The sequence below is a fragment of the Lentibacillus populi genome (assembly GCA_014642895.1).
Taxonomy (GTDB): domain Bacteria; phylum Bacillota; class Bacilli; order Bacillales; family Amphibacillaceae; genus Lentibacillus_C; species Lentibacillus_C populi.
Window position 1 is genome coordinate 61,340 of sequence record BMJD01000003.1, and the last position, 17,051, is coordinate 78,390.

General features: G+C 38.0%; 13 protein-coding genes. 10 read left to right on the forward strand and 3 right to left on the reverse strand.

Annotated elements, in window-relative coordinates:
• Positions 1-69 precede the first annotated feature (69 nt).
• The gene (locus tag IEX12_RS03495) at positions 70-1,644 is read right to left on the reverse strand and encodes a glycosyltransferase (protein ID WP_155555134.1); all 1,575 of its coding nucleotides are present in this window, start codon (positions 1,642-1,644) and stop codon (positions 70-72) included.
• Positions 1,645-1,826: 182 nt separating this feature from the next.
• Here IEX12_RS03495 and IEX12_RS03500 point away from each other — a divergent pair, with 182 nt between their 5' ends.
• From IEX12_RS03500 to tagH, 3 genes are all read left to right on the forward strand, one after another.
• A complete protein-coding gene (locus IEX12_RS03500; RefSeq protein ID WP_155555133.1) occupies positions 1,827-3,947 on the forward strand; it encodes a CDP-glycerol glycerophosphotransferase family protein in 2,121 nt (706 codons plus the stop codon).
• Between the two features lie 167 nt (positions 3,948-4,114).
• Positions 4,115-4,939, forward strand: coding sequence for an ABC transporter permease (locus IEX12_RS03505; protein ID WP_155555132.1), 825 nt, complete (start codon positions 4,115-4,117; stop codon positions 4,937-4,939).
• Positions 4,940-4,954: 15 nt separating this feature from the next.
• Positions 4,955-5,755, forward strand: coding sequence for a teichoic acids export ABC transporter ATP-binding subunit TagH (gene tagH / locus IEX12_RS03510; protein ID WP_155555131.1), 801 nt, complete (start codon positions 4,955-4,957; stop codon positions 5,753-5,755).
• A gap of 253 nt (positions 5,756-6,008) precedes the next feature.
• On the opposite strand, the gene IEX12_RS03515 is transcribed toward tagH, so the two are convergent.
• Positions 6,009-6,725 (reverse strand): glycerophosphodiester phosphodiesterase, encoded by a 717-nt coding sequence (locus IEX12_RS03515; protein ID WP_188724666.1) that lies wholly within the window; start codon positions 6,723-6,725, stop codon positions 6,009-6,011.
• 252 nt (positions 6,726-6,977) lie between these two features.
• Here IEX12_RS03515 and IEX12_RS03520 point away from each other — a divergent pair, with 252 nt between their 5' ends.
• The 7 genes from IEX12_RS03520 to IEX12_RS03550 all read left to right on the forward strand — a co-directional run bounded on the left by IEX12_RS03520 (position 6,978) and on the right by IEX12_RS03550 (position 14,915).
• Positions 6,978-7,214 (forward strand): GlsB/YeaQ/YmgE family stress response membrane protein, encoded by a 237-nt coding sequence (locus tag IEX12_RS03520; RefSeq protein WP_250889762.1) that lies wholly within the window; start codon positions 6,978-6,980, stop codon positions 7,212-7,214.
• A 313-nt stretch (positions 7,215-7,527) separates the two neighbouring features.
• Entirely contained in the window at positions 7,528-8,718 is a 1,191-nt protein-coding gene (locus IEX12_RS03525) for an ElyC/SanA/YdcF family protein (RefSeq protein WP_188724667.1), read from the forward strand.
• A 476-nt stretch (positions 8,719-9,194) separates the two neighbouring features.
• The gene (locus IEX12_RS03530) at positions 9,195-9,788 is read left to right on the forward strand and encodes a TetR/AcrR family transcriptional regulator (RefSeq protein WP_188724668.1); all 594 of its coding nucleotides are present in this window, start codon (positions 9,195-9,197) and stop codon (positions 9,786-9,788) included.
• 28 nt (positions 9,789-9,816) lie between these two features.
• Entirely contained in the window at positions 9,817-11,157 is a 1,341-nt protein-coding gene (locus tag IEX12_RS03535) for a purine-cytosine permease family protein (RefSeq protein ID WP_188724669.1), read from the forward strand.
• Positions 11,154-12,245, forward strand: a complete 1,092-nt coding sequence (locus IEX12_RS03540) for an S-methyl thiohydantoin desulfurase family protein (RefSeq protein WP_188724670.1) — start codon at positions 11,154-11,156, stop codon at positions 12,243-12,245. Before IEX12_RS03535 ends, IEX12_RS03540 begins: the two co-directional genes overlap by 4 nt.
• Positions 12,245-13,804, forward strand: coding sequence for a hydantoinase/oxoprolinase family protein (locus IEX12_RS03545; protein ID WP_188724671.1), 1,560 nt, complete (start codon positions 12,245-12,247; stop codon positions 13,802-13,804). Before IEX12_RS03540 ends, IEX12_RS03545 begins: the two co-directional genes overlap by 1 nt.
• 184 nt (positions 13,805-13,988) lie before the next feature.
• A complete protein-coding gene (locus IEX12_RS03550) occupies positions 13,989-14,915 on the forward strand; it encodes an RpnC/YadD family protein (protein WP_188724672.1) in 927 nt (308 codons plus the stop codon).
• A 192-nt stretch (positions 14,916-15,107) separates the two neighbouring features.
• Here the strand turns inward: IEX12_RS03550 and IEX12_RS03555 are convergent, their stop codons facing one another.
• Entirely contained in the window at positions 15,108-16,535 is a 1,428-nt protein-coding gene (locus IEX12_RS03555; protein WP_188724673.1) for an oligosaccharide flippase family protein, read from the reverse strand.
• Positions 16,536-17,051: the final 516 nt, after the last annotated feature.

Genomic DNA, 17,051 nt, shown 5'->3' on the forward strand with positions numbered 1-17,051 from the left:
CTACTCGCTTAATGCAAGTAGATCTTTTGTGCGAGAGGGATATTCAGTACTGGCTATGCCTCTCCAATATTAACCATTGAATTTCTTTACCATAACTTCATCTACTACTTCAAGCCATTTCTGTATATATATATCTTTATTAAAATATGTGTCGATGTATTTCTTTGCTTTAATTCCCATTTTTTTAGCATCTTCCGGATGTTCAAACATGTATATCATTTTGTTTGCAAGTTCTTCAATATTATTTTTCTCTATAAGAAACCCGTTCTCCTTATCAACTATCATATCTGTTGGACCATATTTAGTTTTATAGCTTATAACCGGGGTTTTATTGTACATACTTTCTAATACAGACAGAGCGAATCCTTCACTTTTTGAAGTTAGTATTGAAAAGAGTCCCTGTTTGTAAATTTGATCCGGATAATGTGTATAACCTTTTAGAAAAATATTTTCTTTTAACTTCATTTTATTAATTAAGTCTTTTAAATTTGATTCCTGATCACCGGTACCCCAAATTTCTAATTTTGCATCTGGTATTTTGTCTACAACCATTCCAAATGCCTCAACAACATGGTTGATTTGCTTTAAAGTACTTAGTCGACTAACTATTACTCCTAATTTTTCATTCCTTGTTGTAGTTGACATGATTGATTTAATGGTTTGTTGAAATGGCTTTGCCGAGTATTCATGATAGTGAGGTATCACTTTAAAATTAGATTTTTCACCAACTCTTTGAATCACATCATTTTTTTGTTCTTCTGTCAGAAATACTGCAGCATCAAATTTGTCCATATTTTCGAATCCGAGTTTTACTTTTGTTGCTATCTCAGCATCAAAAGTATAAGGTTTCTTTAAATGACTACTGTGCAACCTCCATATTTTTGCGGCATCTGGGTGACTAAATTTTGCTAATACATCATCGGTACTCCTTGTATCCGAGACAACTACTGACTTTTCACCACCGAAATTATCAATAATGTATTTTAACCATTTTACCTTATGAGAAGTGTCATCATTAACATATGTGTCTGTAATGGACAAGTTATCATCAAACAAAAGAATTCTTTGTACCTTATCATTGTTAGGATTGTTCCATTGTGCAAGGAATGCTTTACCTTTATTGTTATAATAAATCAATTGACGGGGTGCATTTAAAGAGTAATCCATATATGCAATTTTTTTTAGGTTTCCCCATAAGTCGTATGTTTCTCTTTTAGTTCGGTATCTGCTTTCATTAAAATAATCGATGAAATTCAAGGAATCATCATCGTTCAGAGAAATATATTTAGTATACATTCCATTTTCATATACTCTGTAGGCATTATGACCTTCTCTTTTATCTAATGCATGACCCCGAGAGAGCTCTGTTAAAGAAGCTTTTTTTGAAGGGCTATGTAAAGCTAATGGATTACTATGTCCCCCAAGTTCTTCGTACATATTACGAATTATAACGTCCTTATGAATCTTATTCATCTTAACTAGCTTATTCCGTATAATTGGGTACCTGGGATTAAAATTAAACGTAAGCATATACGTTTTATAGCCCATTCCAGCAAAAGTTGATGCCTGTTTTAAAGAGGCCCTTGTTAACCCGCCCCTAGCTAAATCAATTGAGTTCATTAAGAAAAACATTGTAGGCTTCATAATTAATAATTCCTTCCTATAAAAAATGAACTGTAAGACTGTTTCTTAATTATTTAATTATAACAGAATTGTATCAATAACGTATATCATAATTATTAATTTCAATTTAAATTTGAAAATGAATAAGTTGAAATATATAATATTGGTTATAGTTGTAATGTGAGAGGAGTTCTAATCTCAAAATGGTCGAAGCAGAATTCAAAAATATCGAAATTACAGATATCGATTTAGATGCTCATATATATAATATTACAGTTCCTGTTAAGCAGTCATATTTAGATGAATTTGATGAGTATTATTTTATGCTAAAAGAACGTGATACGGAAAGTGTAATATATGTACGTTCCTCCATTGTAAAACAAGTTGGAGAATATATAATATTCAACTTAATAATTTCCTTTAATGAACATAAGCAAACATTTTTAAGGAATAACATTTGGGATTTGTATATAAATCGAATAAAAGATAATGAGTTAAAGATGAAAAGAATTAAAAGTAATTATGATAATATACGTCTTCAATCAATTGTTATGCTTGATCATGAGAAAATGTTTTACCCATACACAACCAAAAAAGGAAAGATATCATTTCGGATCAACGATTATTTTCTATTTTCCAAACTAGAAACTGTAAATTTCTTAGACGAGGGGATATCGTTTTCGGGTTATTTTAATTACCCACCTTTATTTCAAACAAATGGATATGAAGTAGTTAATATCAACCTTATTGTAACGAATAATATTAATGAGGATGAGATAAAACTTCCTGTAAAACAAATTTGTAAACCGGACTTTGCTGAAAAATATCCAGGGAATGAAAACTTGATTAATAGTGGCATTGAAGGAAACTTTGATATAAAAAATTACATATTTACCACGGAACAAAACATTTATTTTAAATTTAATTTGGAGATTATATTAAAAAAAGATAATAAAATAAAGACAATAAGAAGTACACGAATGAGATGTGATCATTTCAAAGACTATCCGATACGAAAAATCCTTTCTTATGATGGGGAAAAGGTAAAAGTTAGAGTAAAGCCTACCAAGGAATCAAAATACTTATCCATACGCGTTTCCAAATATAATTTTAAAAATGAAGTGATAAGAAATACCAGATCAAAATGGTTGGAGATTCGGAGGAGTAGCAAATTAAAAAAGGCATACAAAGCTGTATTTTATTTTTTAGGAAAACTACCGGCAAAAAAAAATATTGTTATATTTGAAAGCTTTTTAGGAAAGCAATACAGTGATAGTCCAAGAGCAATATACGAGTATATGCTGAAACATAATTTGGGGTACAAAATGTACTGGAGTGCAGATAGGAGGTATATAGATTCTTTTAAGGATAAAAATGTTAACCATGTAAGAAGATTTTCCATCAAATGGTTGCTACTAATGGCAACAGCAGGTTATTGGGTATCTAATAGCAGGCTGCCGTTATGGATACCTAAACCAAAACGCACAACCTATTTACAAACATGGCATGGCACTCCATTAAAAAGACTTGCAGCTGATATGGATGAGGTACGTATGCCGGGTACCAATACTGTTAAATATAAACAAAATTTTGTGAAGGAAGCTAATAAGTGGGATTATTTGGTATCTCCTAATGCTTATTCTACAGAGATATTTAGAAGAGCTTTTCAATTTGATCGAACTATGGTCGAGTCTGGATACCCAAGAAATGATTTCTTAATTAATTTTAATAATGAACAAACCATTTCGGAAATCAAGAACAGATGTAATTTGCCATTGGATAAAAAAATTTTACTTTATGCCCCAACATGGAGGGATAATCAATTTTATGCCAAGGGGAAATATAAGTTTGATTTGCAAATGGATTTAGACCGAATGCAAGAAGAATTTGGTGAGGATTATATAATTATCTTAAGACTCCATTATCTCGTAGCAGAAAATTTGGATCTTACCGGATATGAAGGATTTGTCTATGATTTCTCACATCACGAAGATATACGTGAACTTTACCTGATCGCTGATTTACTAATTACTGACTATTCTTCTGTATTTTTTGACTACGCTAATTTAAGAAGACCTATGCTATTTTACGTATACGATATTGATGACTACCGTGACAATCTACGCGGATTTTATTTTGATTTTGAAACAAAGGCACCCGGCCCGTTAGTTAAGACAACGGAGGAAATTATTTATGAGATCAAAAAAATTGAACAAAATGGGTTTATACCTTCCGAAAAAACAGAAGCATTTTATAAAAGGTTTTGTTACCTGGAGGACGGTAATGCTAGTGAACGTGTTGTGAAAGAGGTATTCAAGAAATAAATAACAGAAAATGGCTTATACCTATAAATGGTATAAGCCTTCTTTTTATTGTCTTTTACATTGGTTGCTTGTATAATTTACTAAGTCACATTATATGTTGGCTTCTATAAAAAAATTATAGCACAAATAGAGATATATTAACTGCGACAATTTGAAAGGATACACTTATGAAATCAGCAATTACCGTTATCAAAGAACAAATAAAGCATTTTTATTTAATTAGACGGCTGTCTACGTATGAAATAAAGAGTAAGAATAAAAATAATTACCTGGGGATATTATGGGAAATTCTTAATCCATTAATACAGATTCTAATTTATTGGTTTGTATTCAGTGCTATTCGGGAACGGGCCCCAATTAGAATGGATGGAATAGAAATACCATTTTTTAGCTGGTTACTTGCTGCATTCTTTTTATGGATATTTTTTTACCAAGCCACAATACAAGGGTCTAAATCAATTTATTCGAAATTAAGAATGCTGTCTAAAATGAATTTTCCAATGAGCGTTATTCCAAGCTATACGATATTCTCGCTGTTTTATGTGCACTTGTTCATGTTGTTGATATCGATTATCATTTTTCAATTCAGTGGGTTTTATGTCAATATCCACTATTTGCAGCTTATTTATTTTATATTTGCAGCACTTTGTCTAATTTTCTCGTTATCACTGATTACATCAACATTATCAACGATTATTAGGGATGTGCACATGCTGCTGAATTCAACATTACGTATGTTGCTATATTTATCGGGGGTATTGTGGCCGATAACGATTCTAAGCGATCAATTTCCAAAGATCATGCAATTACTGAAATTAAATCCCTTATTGTATTTAATTGAAGGGTATCGCGCTGCATTTTTTGGAACAGGCTGGTATTTTATCGAGCATTGGCACTACACACTTTATTTCTGGGGAGTAGTAATAGTCTTATTTTTATTTGGTTCTATGCTGCATGTGAAGTTCCGGAGACACTTTATTGATTATTTATAAAGGTTTGTGATGAAGATGGAAAAAGCGATAGTCGCTAAAAATATTACGAAAAAATATAAATTATATCATGGAACAAAGGAACGTTTGCTGGATTTAGTTACTCCAAAAAGCTACGGGGAAGACTTTTATGCGTTAGCAGATGTAAGCTTTGAAGCTGAAAAAGGTGATGTCGTTGGCTTTATCGGCATAAATGGATCCGGGAAATCAACGTTATCCAACATTGTTGCCGGAATTGTTCCTGAAACATCCGGAACAATTGAAATTAATGGCCAGGCATCGTTAATTGCTGTTGCCTCGGGTCTAAAAGGCGATTTAACAGGCAGGGATAACATTGAACTAAAATGTCTCATGTTAGGTTTTAGCAAAGATGAAATTAAAAAACTTGAGCCCCAGATTATTGAATTCTCGGAGCTAGATAACTTTATTGATCAGCCTGTAAAATCTTACTCAAGCGGTATGAAGTCAAGGCTCGGCTTTGCGATTTCTGTTAATGTTGATCCAGATATCCTAATCATCGATGAAGCTTTATCAGTTGGTGACAAAGCGTTTGCAGAAAAAAGCTTAGATAAAATGAAAGAATTTAAAAAGATGGGAAAAACAATGATCTTTGTTAGTCACTCTATTGGTCAAATGAAACAATTTTGCGAGAAAATCCTGTGGTTGGAATACGGTATGGTGAAGGATTTTGGGACAGTAGAAGAAGTGATGCCAAAATATGAAAGGTTCTTAAAGGAATATAAAAAAATGTCTAAAGAAGAAAGAGAAGCATATAAGCATGATGCATTACAAGAACAGCAAAAGGTCTTAATGGCTTAAACACAGTTTATTTTATTATCCGGAAAGTGAATACCGGTCATAGTAGTTATGGTTATGTTTAGTTTCTTGCCGTTAGTTGGAAACGTGTAAAATTTTGGAGCAAGTGAATGGACCACATATCACCACATGGATAATGAATACCATTTAGGATAATAGTTCTGATCCTCTCGACTTTTAGATTTAGTAATTGCTAATAAGGAAAGGAAGCTGCAGTTAACATCCATGTAAACTGCAGCTTTTCAGCTTTTCCAATTCACCGCCCAAACATCTCCACACTATTCGAAAACACCCCATCCACACCAAACCCAACCAATTCCTCATACCGCTCCCCTGTATTTACCGTATACGGAAAAATCTTATATCCAAGCCGTTTACACTCCTGAACAAACGTTTGATCAACATATACTTGATTCGGATGAATGCTGCTGATCTTTAGGCCGCTATTTTTTGCATACTCCCATGCTCGTAAAATACGATAATAAAACAGCATGCCAAGTTCCATTTTTGGTGCAAGCTCCTGCACATTGGCCAATGCGACATGATCAAAAGATGAAATAATAATGTTTTCCATACGGTCATGCTCTTTTAGACAATCCAGCAAAATGCGCTCGATACCGTCGTAAATGATAGGGATATTCTTAATCTCAATGTTTAGCATGATATCATCCGGACAAATAGCCAGAAGCTCCTCCAATGTAATTAATGTTGTTCCTTTAAATTCCTCAGAAAAGGCTGCACCAACATCAATTTGCTTAATTTCGGACAGTGTATAATCTTTGATTAGTCCATTTACCTCTTTATTAAACCGCGTAAATTTATGGTCATGACAAATGACTAGCCGATTATCCTTCGTTAATTGTACATCTAATTCGAGCGCCCGGGCGCCATGATCGATTGCTTTTTGAAATGATGGTAGTGTATTTTCCGGTGCTTCCGTGAGTGAACCTCTGTGTGCGAAATTAAGTGCCAAGCGGCATCTCCCCAATCTGATTTAGAAGTTAATCAAATCATAACATATAGGGACAGTCTGCTAACACACAGAATTGTGATTTGTACGAAAGAAATGATTAGAAAAGAAAGGGAACGGGAATTTGGGTAGTAACACTTGAAAAGGAAGGGGTTGTCCGTACGATATACGATGTATAAATGCATGAAGGAAACAAAAACTAATGATGGAAAACTTTAATTAGGTTAGGAGAGGGATATTGTGGGTGTTATTTGGATGCTTATCGTTGGCGGTGTTATTGGCTGGTTAGGGGGTTTAATCGCCAGTCGTGATATACCAGGTGGGATTATTGGCAACATAATTGCCGGACTTATTGGTTCATGGTTAGGAACACTTATACTTGGTCACTGGGGTCCTGAGCTCGCCGGCATTTTCATTATCCCGGCAATTATCGGTGCGGTTATTTTAGTACTAATCCTTAGCTTCATTTTTCGATCGTTTCGAAGCGATTGAAAATAAATAGGTGAGTTGCAGTTTGGGAGGTGGAGTTTTTCCATCTCTTTTTTATAGCAAAATAATACAAGTAAAAACACCTAAGGCTTTTTATTCATTTTAGATAAATTACCCTGTTTCATGAAAAATAGGTGGAAGATTCTGCTATAGTTTTATTATAAATATGGAAAGTAACTCCTCTTTATTACTTGCGTTAATACAAGCAAAATAAAAGCGAGAGATGACGGGTTTAGTAAAAAGAGGTCATGTGCTTATTTTATTGCTGTTCCTTTAATGGTAATAAGTGGATGTTCAAACGAAAGGAGATGCAAAAATGGGAAAAAGAATGATTCGGTTAATTACTATTTTTTTCTTATTTTTTGGTTTAGTTGCATGCACCAACGACGAGACTAGTCAAACGAAAGATAAAGGTAAGGAACTATCCAGCAACAATACTGCGGAACAGACTAGTGAGGAAGTAGAACAAAGCCCTGAAGAATTATTTAATAAAGTAAAAAACAACTCACCAACAAGTGAAAGAATCAAGGCTTTAGAAGATATTGCCATGCACTACTATTGGTATGGTGGAGATGTTAAAAAAGCAGAAAAGGACGTATTCAAAGGAATCACATTGCATGGTGATTATGATGTAGTGGAAGAAGCTTTTCGCCAAGCATCCAAGATAGACCCATATAATCTTGATTTAAAATATTCGTTGGCATCTGCTCATATTCTACAAAAAGAGATACCAGAGGCTTTAGATACTTATCAGCAAATCCTGGCCTTCGATAATAACCAATTTAATGCACGTCTTTTGTATGCGATTTATTCTAAGGTCCAAGGAAACGATAAGGAATTTGAATCCAACTTCGACGAATTAATAAAAATGAATAAGGAAAAAGCAGATTTATATAAGAAAAGAATAGAACTTGTCGAGCAAATAAAAGAAGAACCATTCAATAAAGCTGTACCAGATGATCTTTCGAAGAAGCACCATGCTTTTGTTGTACTTGGATATGCACTGTCTGATGAAGGAGAAATGCAAGACACGTTAAAAGAAAGATTAAAAGTGGCGAAAAAAGCAGCGGATACATATCCAAATTCAAAAATTATTGTTTCGGGTGGTGTACCTAAAAAAGGAAATACAGAAGCCGATGTGATGTTTGATTGGTTGACTGAACAAGGAATCGATAAGGATCGGATCATTAAAGAAGATTTGGCAACAGATACCGTTGAGAATGCTTTGTTTTCGATGGATATTGCAGAACAAGAAAATATTGAGGATATTACGTTAATAACGAGTGCCAGCCATATGCGTAGAGCGTTGGTAATCTTTAATGAAATAGATCAAATGCACGAAAAAATAAATAATGAAACTCCTGATCGTCAGATTTCCAATATTGTCTACATGGATTATGACAGCGATGAAGAGGCAAAGAAAGTTACAAAAGACGAAGAACTGGTTGTCTATCGTGACTTGATGAGAGCTTCAGGTATTTGGTCATTTCCAGGCCTGCAACGATAACGATTCAGAACCCTAAGCAAATTTGTAAATCAGAAGGTAATTTATACGGAGGCTTCAGATCACTTACCAATTATGACTGAATTGACATTTATACGGTGATTGGAGAGGTGTAGTTATGAAAGTGTAACTCAGACACACTTAATGGTACCTCCCAGTAGTAATGTACCGTTTGCATATTATTTTTAGAAAGTTTTGCTTCCAATTTTAATTTTAGTGCTAACTATTTATTGGGATTAAAGTTAAAATGCAAAATCAATGAGATATTAGAATAAGCCATCAAAGAGACTTCACATTTTTTTGTGAAGTCTCTTTCAAGTTAGTGTAATTTCAAAACATAACAATCCCCTGCTAAAAACTGATAACGCTTACACTAAAAATAGAAGATTTATCTTACTATGAATTATTGAAAAATTTGTTGACTTTTGTCTAATATGCTCGTATAATTCTACCTAACACTTGTTAGGTTGGTGGTTGGCATGAGGAAAAAGTTAATCGATGCTGCACTGCGTCATTATTCCTTACATGGGTATCAGGGGGCGACAATGAGAAAGATTGCGACAGATGTTGGCATTAAACCGGCATCTATCTATTTTTTTTATAAAAACAAGGAGGCGCTGTTTATTGATGCGTTTCAGCAGCTTCTTGATAACCACTTTCATGCAATGGAACGGGCTTTGCAGGAAAACAAGGACAAGCCGATTGAGCAAATATTATCAGCGATGCTTCATGGAAGTGTGACGCATCATAAGGACGATGAACCTGGCACTAAAGCATATATTTCGCTCGTTACAGCACCGATTCCGGAAATCAAACAGCACTTGACCAGTCATATGCAACGATATAATGACTGGCTTGTTGATTCGTTGGAAGCAGCTCTGAAAAGCAGCTACCCTTTAATGCCATCCAGGGAAGTAGCGCGAGTGATTAAACAATTTGTGTTGATTGGTAATGGCGTTTTTTGGGGGATTAATTTGTATGAGGGGAAGGATTTTGCAGAGCAGGTGGATTTGGCGGATCAGATGATTCAAACGCTAGTTCTTGAGCTAAACCAAAATTATCAAAATATTTAATTATATTATGCAGCAGGAGGGAAACATCATGGCAAATCGATTTGACTTGGTCCAGGATTATGAGCTGGAACCAGTACCCCAGGAAAAACGAAAAGGCTGGGGGAAATTGTCCTTTGTATGGATTGGCGGAATTGTAGCTTTATCCGCGATTGTCCTGGGTGGCACACTTGGGGCGGGCTTACCTTTAACAGAGGCAATTATTGCTTCATTCATTGGTTCGTTTATTTTGGCAATACTTAGTGCTTTATGCTGTGTAGTTGGGGCTAAAACAGGATTGTCGACGGCGTTAGTATCCCGATTTGCTTTAGGCAGATATGGATCATACGCCGTTTCCATTATTATAGCGCTTGCTTTATTTGGCTGGTTTGGTGTCCAGCTTGACTTGTTCGGAAGCAGCTTGCGGAACGTATTGATTGATGGCTTAAATATTCATATTCCAGCCTTTTTCCTCGTTATCATTGGTGGTATTTTAATGACTACCACTGCATTTATCGGCTATAAGGCAATCGAAAAATTAAGCCTTTTGGCTGTACCGCTGCTGGCAATCTTATTGATTAGCTCGCTGGTTAAAGTAGTGAGCGGGCAATCATTTGCGAAAATAGCTCAGGCACCAATTATTGGTGATCCTTTAACATTTGGCTCGGCGGTATCGTTGATCATTGGATCGCTGGCGATTGGAGCCATTATCGGACCGGATATATCACGGTATGCACGATCAACAAAAGATGCGGTCATCTCGTCGTTTGTTGGATATTTTATCGGATTTAGTATTGTATTAATTATTGCCGCCATCCTGGCTAAGGCGACCACCAAGGTAGATATCGTGGAGATTATGCTTGGTCTTGGCTGGGGAACGGCAGCACTGCTTATTTTGATACTGGCACAGTGGACTACAAATGATAACAATTTGTACTCATCGGCATTAGGATTTTCAACGATTTTTCCGAAAATACCTAAATCAGTCCTCACGATTTCAGCAGGGGTCATTGGTACAGGGATGGCATTAGCAGGAATTTACGATAATTTTATTCCGTTTTTGAATTTCCTGAGTGCGTTTATTCCTCCTGTAGGCGGGATTTACGTAGCTGATTTCATTATAAATCACAGAAAATATAACTTTACAAAGCTAGCGGAAATTAAAAATGTGGAAATTACCAGTGTGCTTATTTGGATAATTGCTGTGGTGATTGCTTTCATGACAACAGCTGTCCCAACTGGATTTGGCTGGTTTACCATAACCGGTGCATCGGGATTTGATGCTTTCTTAGTTGCGTTTGTGTTACAGCTTATCGCAGGGAAATTGGTTAGCAAATCCAGGGCAGAAAAATTAGTCTCGCAATCACAGGTTAAAGGAGGAAATGCTTCATGAGATTAATTGGTAAACAAGAGATAGAAGATATTGCAATTGGTGCTGCTCTTTTAGGAACAGGGGGTGGCGGTGACCCTTATATTGGGAAACTAATGGCGCTTCAGGCAATTGAAGATAATGGACCAGTTAAAGTATTGTCGGTTGACGAAGTACCTGATGATGCCTTAATTGTTCCTTCTGCATCAATGGGGGCGCCAACTGTCATGGTCGAAAAGGTGCCAAGCGGAGAAGAAGCTATTGGTGCTTTTCAATCCTTGGAGACATACCTTGGGAAAAAGATTTTTGCAACCATGCCGATTGAAGCTGGCGGCGTTAACTCCATGCTACCTTTTGCGTTAGCGGCAAGGCTGGGACTGCCGGTCGTTGATGCGGACGGGATGGGACGAGCATTTCCTGAACTGCAGATGGTGACCTTTTATTTGGAAGGTGTTTCAGCTACGCCAATGGTTCTTGCTGATGAAAAAGGGAATCATTCCTTGCTTAATACGGTTAACAATGTATGGGCAGAACGGATTGCCCGTAGTGCGACAATTGAAATGGGAGGATCGGTGATGCTGTCGATTTATCCAATGAATGGGCAAACCGTCAAGCGAAGCGGTATTCCTGATACACTCTTGTTAGAGGAAAGAATCGGGCGATCAATTCGCGAGGCCAAGCAGCGAAACGAAGACCCAATTGCGGAAGTGTTAAAGCTGACCAATGGCTATAAATTGTTCAAAGGTAAAGTTACGGACATTGATCGTAAAACGGAAACAGGGTTTGCCCGTGGGGTTGCAACGATTGAAGGTATGGAAGCATATCAACACGAAGAGCTGTATTTACGATTCCAAAATGAGCATCTTTTAGCCGAAACAAAGGAGAAAGTTTTATGCATGACGCCAGACTTAATTGCAGTTCTTGATTCTGATACGGGAATGCCGATTACGACAGAAGGATTGCGATATGGAGCCCGCTGTGTTGTAGTTGGCCTGCCTTGTCATCCTAAATGGCGGACGACAAAAGGGATCGAAACAACCGGCCCGCGCTATTTCGGGTATGATGTAGATTACACACCAGTTGAAAAGCTTGCAGATAAGGAGGAAGCATAATGCCAAGTTATCGCATTGGAATCGATGTAGGCGGAACACATACAGATGCTGTCATCTTGGATGAAGCGTATAACGTTATAGCAGAAACGAAAGCACCTACAACTGAAGATGTTAGCAGCGGAATTTATCAGGCATTGAAGGAAGTGGTAGCTGCTTCCCGCGTACCGGTTGAGGAGATTAATTACGCGATGTTAGGTACAACCCATTGCACCAATGCCATTGTGGAACGGAAGCGGCTTAATAAAGTTGCCGTCATTCGGATCGGTGCACCAGCGACATTATCCGTTAAGCCCCTGATTGGTGTACCGGAGGACCTGAAGGCTATTTTAGGAAAATACATGTATATTGTTCGCGGGGGTCATGAATTTGACGGACGTGAAATAACCGAACTTGATGAAAAGCAGCTATATCGAATAGCCAATGAATTAAAGGGGAAAGTCGATTCTATTGCTATTACATCAGTTTTTTCACCCGTTTCCAATCAACATGAACAACGTGCTGCTGAGATAATCCAAAAGGTGCTTGGCGAAGATGTGGCGGTTTCCTTATCAAGTGAAATTGGCAATGTCGGGCTATTGGAACGTGAAAATGCAACGATCTTAAATGCAGCAGTTGTGGAAGTGGCAAGAACAACAGCAAACGGATTTATCAATGCACTAAAGGAAGAAAATATAGATGCGAAGGTTTTCTTTGGCCAAAATGATGGTACACTCATGTCGGTGGAATACACGGTTCGCTATCCAATTCTAACAATTGCTTGTGGACCGACAAATAGTTTGCGGGGAGCGTCTTATTTATCGAATATATCAGATGCCTTAGTCATTGATGTCGGTGGGACCACGACAGATATTGGTGTCTTAGCGAATGCCTTCCCGCGTCAATCATCATTAGCGGTTGAAATCGGCGGGGTACGCACCAATTTTCGGATGCCGGATATCATGTCTGTCGGACTTGGTGGTGGAACAATTATTCAAGTTCAGGACGACCAAACATTCCAGATTGGACCAAGCAGTGTTGGTCACCAGCTTTCTGAAAAGGCACTTATTTTTGGCGGGGATATGTTAACGGCAACAGATGTGATTGTCGGATTAGGAAAAGCTGAGCTAGGGGATCCATCAAAGGTTGCGCATTTGGACATGACACTGTTAGAGCGTATCTACTCCAAAATGGTGCATATGGTGGAAGAGGCACTGGATAAAATGAAAACAAGTGCTGAGCCTGTACCAGTTATTTTAGTTGGTGGAGGGAGCATTTTACTTCCAGATACGTTAAAAGGCGCTTCGGAAGTCATTTGCCCAGCTAACTTTGGCGTTGCAAATGCGATTGGTTCTGCTATTTCACAGGTCAGTGGTCAAATCGAGAAAATTTTTGCAATAGATGAGCTTGGTCGGAAAGAAACCATTGAGGCTGCTAAAGAAATGGCCCGTAATGAAGCAATTGTAGCAGGTGCTGATCCTGATGATCTTGTGATTGTTGACCTGGAAGATATTCCGCTTGCCTACTTGCCGGGAAATGCAACAAGGATTCGTGTTAAGGCGGCAGGGGCATTGAAAAAATGACGTTGAAGTAATGAATGAAAGGTTGGTTGGCGCCCTGTTATTTCTTGAAATGGAGATAACGGGGCTTGGTTTTGGAATGAAGAAAATAGATAAGCACTTGTCTTTGGTGAAATGTTCTGATATATTAATTTTAGAAATAACTCCCCTTGTTCCTGCCTCATACCCTCGCAAAGGATGTGCTATCATGTTACCCCCAACGCTGATAAAAGAAAAACCCCACGGCTACACGAAGCATGACCAACTATTCAAACAGTTAATTCACACATTTTTCGACGATTTTTTAGAAGCCTTTTTTCCCGACGTTCACCAAAACATTGATTTTCAATCCATTAAACCATTTTCTGAGGAAGTTTATACAGATTTAGTGCAAGGAAAAACACGAAGACTGGATATTGTGGTGGAAACCAAACTGAAAGGAACGGATACAGTTATTATCATTCACATTGAACCGCAGAATAGTAAGCAAGACGACTTTCATGAGCGAATGTTCCATTATTTTAGTTTGTTATATAATAAATATAGGAAGCCCATTATTCCAATTGCTGTTTTCAGTTATGAGGAAAAGTGGGAAAGAAACCTATACACGATGGAATTCCCTTTCTTTCATGTATTATCATTTCATTACATGACACTACATTTACGTAAAAGGGATTGGAAAAATTACATTAGATCGAATAACCCAGTTGTCGCTGCATTGCTTAGTAAAATGGATTACAAAGATAACGAAAAAGTACAGGTGAAAGTTGAATTCCTTAAAATGATGGCCAGGATGGAATTGGATCCGGCGCGGCAAAGGCTAATATACGGCTTTTTCGAAACGTATTTAAAATTAAACGAAGAGCAGGAGGAAGCGGTAATGGAAGAGATCAAACAACTGGATAACGCTGATAAGATTATGGAGCTGCCGATTTCGTATGAGGAGCGGGGAATTGCCAAAGGAAAGGAAATCGGAGAGAAGGTTGGTAAGGAGATTGGTAGAGAAATTGGCAAGCAGATCGGTATCAAGGAAGTAGCCCTTGAAATGTTAAGGAAAGAGATGCCAATTGAATTAATTGCGGAAGTAACCCATTTGAAAAAAGAAGAGATTGAGCGATTGCGTGAAACGTTGTAGTATCTTGTTTAAGCATATATTAGATGAATAAATAAACTTACACACTTTATTTGACAAACCCTGACCATGTCGCAACCGTATGACACCTTTGACAGGGAATACTGGCTGACAAGCTCTATACCATCCATAAAAGGGACTCCCAGATTTACTGTGGAGTCTCTTTAATTAGAAGTTTAACACTTCTGCCGATAATCATCCTCTATTTGCTTTCCCCAGCCGCCTAACAACCATCTCTTTCATATTTTGAAACACCAGCATCATCATCCTCCAGTTGTACATGAAAAATAAGAGTATCCCTAAACAAATGCTTATCGCGATTCCGACCCAGTCAAAGATAAATGGGACAATAATTGCAGCCGCCATTACTGGCAGCAATATCAGCATATCGCGATAATTGATGCGGATAGTAAAATAGCTGCCAGCAAAATACACCCTCATCAACCACATCACTAAAAAGGCCAAAAAAGTAGAAATCGCTACTGCATATAACCCGATATACTGGATTAGCAGCAAATTGACGAGCACATTCACAATAGCACCGACTAGCGACGATACGAAAATGAGATTCGTTTTTCTGGCTCCATGATAGCCTGCTCCCCAAAACTGGGAAAAGGAACTTACCAGCGTTGCGAGCAACAAAATGCCGATATATTTCCATGAACTGTAAAAGTCACCCGCAATAAAGAGTGCCAGAACAGGTTTTGTCAGTAGCGTTAGGCAAATGACTGCAGTTGTCATCAAACGGAAAAAGTGTCGGAAAACCTTGGAGTAGTATTCATTTTTGTCAGCTGATTCGAACTCTACGATAGCACTATCCTTCCAGGCAAGTGAAAACACTGAGCTTACCATTAGCAGGACAGCGGGAATTTTATTGGCGATCGCATAAATGCCGTTATCATCCATCCCCAAAAAGATCGTTATAAAATACCTGTCCGACATCGTCATCACCCACCAGCTGGCCGCGCCTGGTATGATCGGGATTGAGTAAACAAGAAAGGATTTAACAAGCTTTTTGGAATAAGCCTTCAGAGAAAGATAACGACCGAAGCCCATAGCAATCCAGGCCATAACCACAACACATATCCCGGCTATAATGGCTGAGTAAAAAAACGCCTCAAGTCGCAAATCCAGGATGAGGATGAAAATAAGATTTAACGTTACCGTGATGGCAGTTTGCACGATGCCGATAAGGGCAAAAAGCTTATTAAAGCCCAACCCTCTTGCACATTGCTGCATAAAACTGGTGAAAACCGAAACATCAATAAATGCAAGTGCTTCCCAGCCGTAGGGGACAGAAATAAAAACGAACAGGAATACAGTGAGAACATTAAAAATCAGCAGATTGCGGAGGATGGTGACCGCACCTGATGTGATAATGCTTTGTTTCGCTGCTTTCGCGTTCTCTTCAAGCAACCACCGGTAAACTGCTGCAACTAATTCAAATGTAATAAATGGTGCCAGCAATGTCGCTGTTGTTACAACGATGTCCCACAAGCCGTATTCGGCCGTGGTGAAATAATGGGTATACAACGGCAGCATCAAAAAGACCAATATTTTTGAGCCGAAATTAGCTACCGAGTAAAGTAATGTATCCTTTAACAATTTCGTTCCATTTGCCATGCTACGTCTTTCCTTTTAAGATAGAAGATTTTTTAAGAGTAACGTAATTAAAATCGGAATTCGCACGCTAAGCCAAGGAGCTCGCGCATTGGGTCAAGAAACTCGAATGATCAGTCTTTCCGGTCGATGCTTGCGTTCTCGTGTTGAAGTTCCAGCTCTCCAGTCGATGCTTGCGTTCTCCGGTTGATGTTCCAGTTCACGGGTTGAAGTTCCAGCTCACCGGCTGAAGTTTCCGTTCACCGGCTGAAGTTCCTGCTCATCGGTCGAAGTTTCCCGCTCACCGGTCGAAGTTTCCTGATCTCCGGCTGAAGATCCTGCTCACGGGCTGAAGTTTCCTGATCTCCGGTTGAAGTTCCAGCTCACCGGCTGAAGTTTCCGTTCACCGGCTGAAGTTTCCAGCTCACGGGCTGAAGTTCTCGCTCACCGGCCGAAGTTTCTGCTCACGGGCTGAAGTTCCTGCTCACCGGCCGAAGATCCCGCTCTCCGGCTGAAATTTCCTGCTCACCGGCTGAAGTT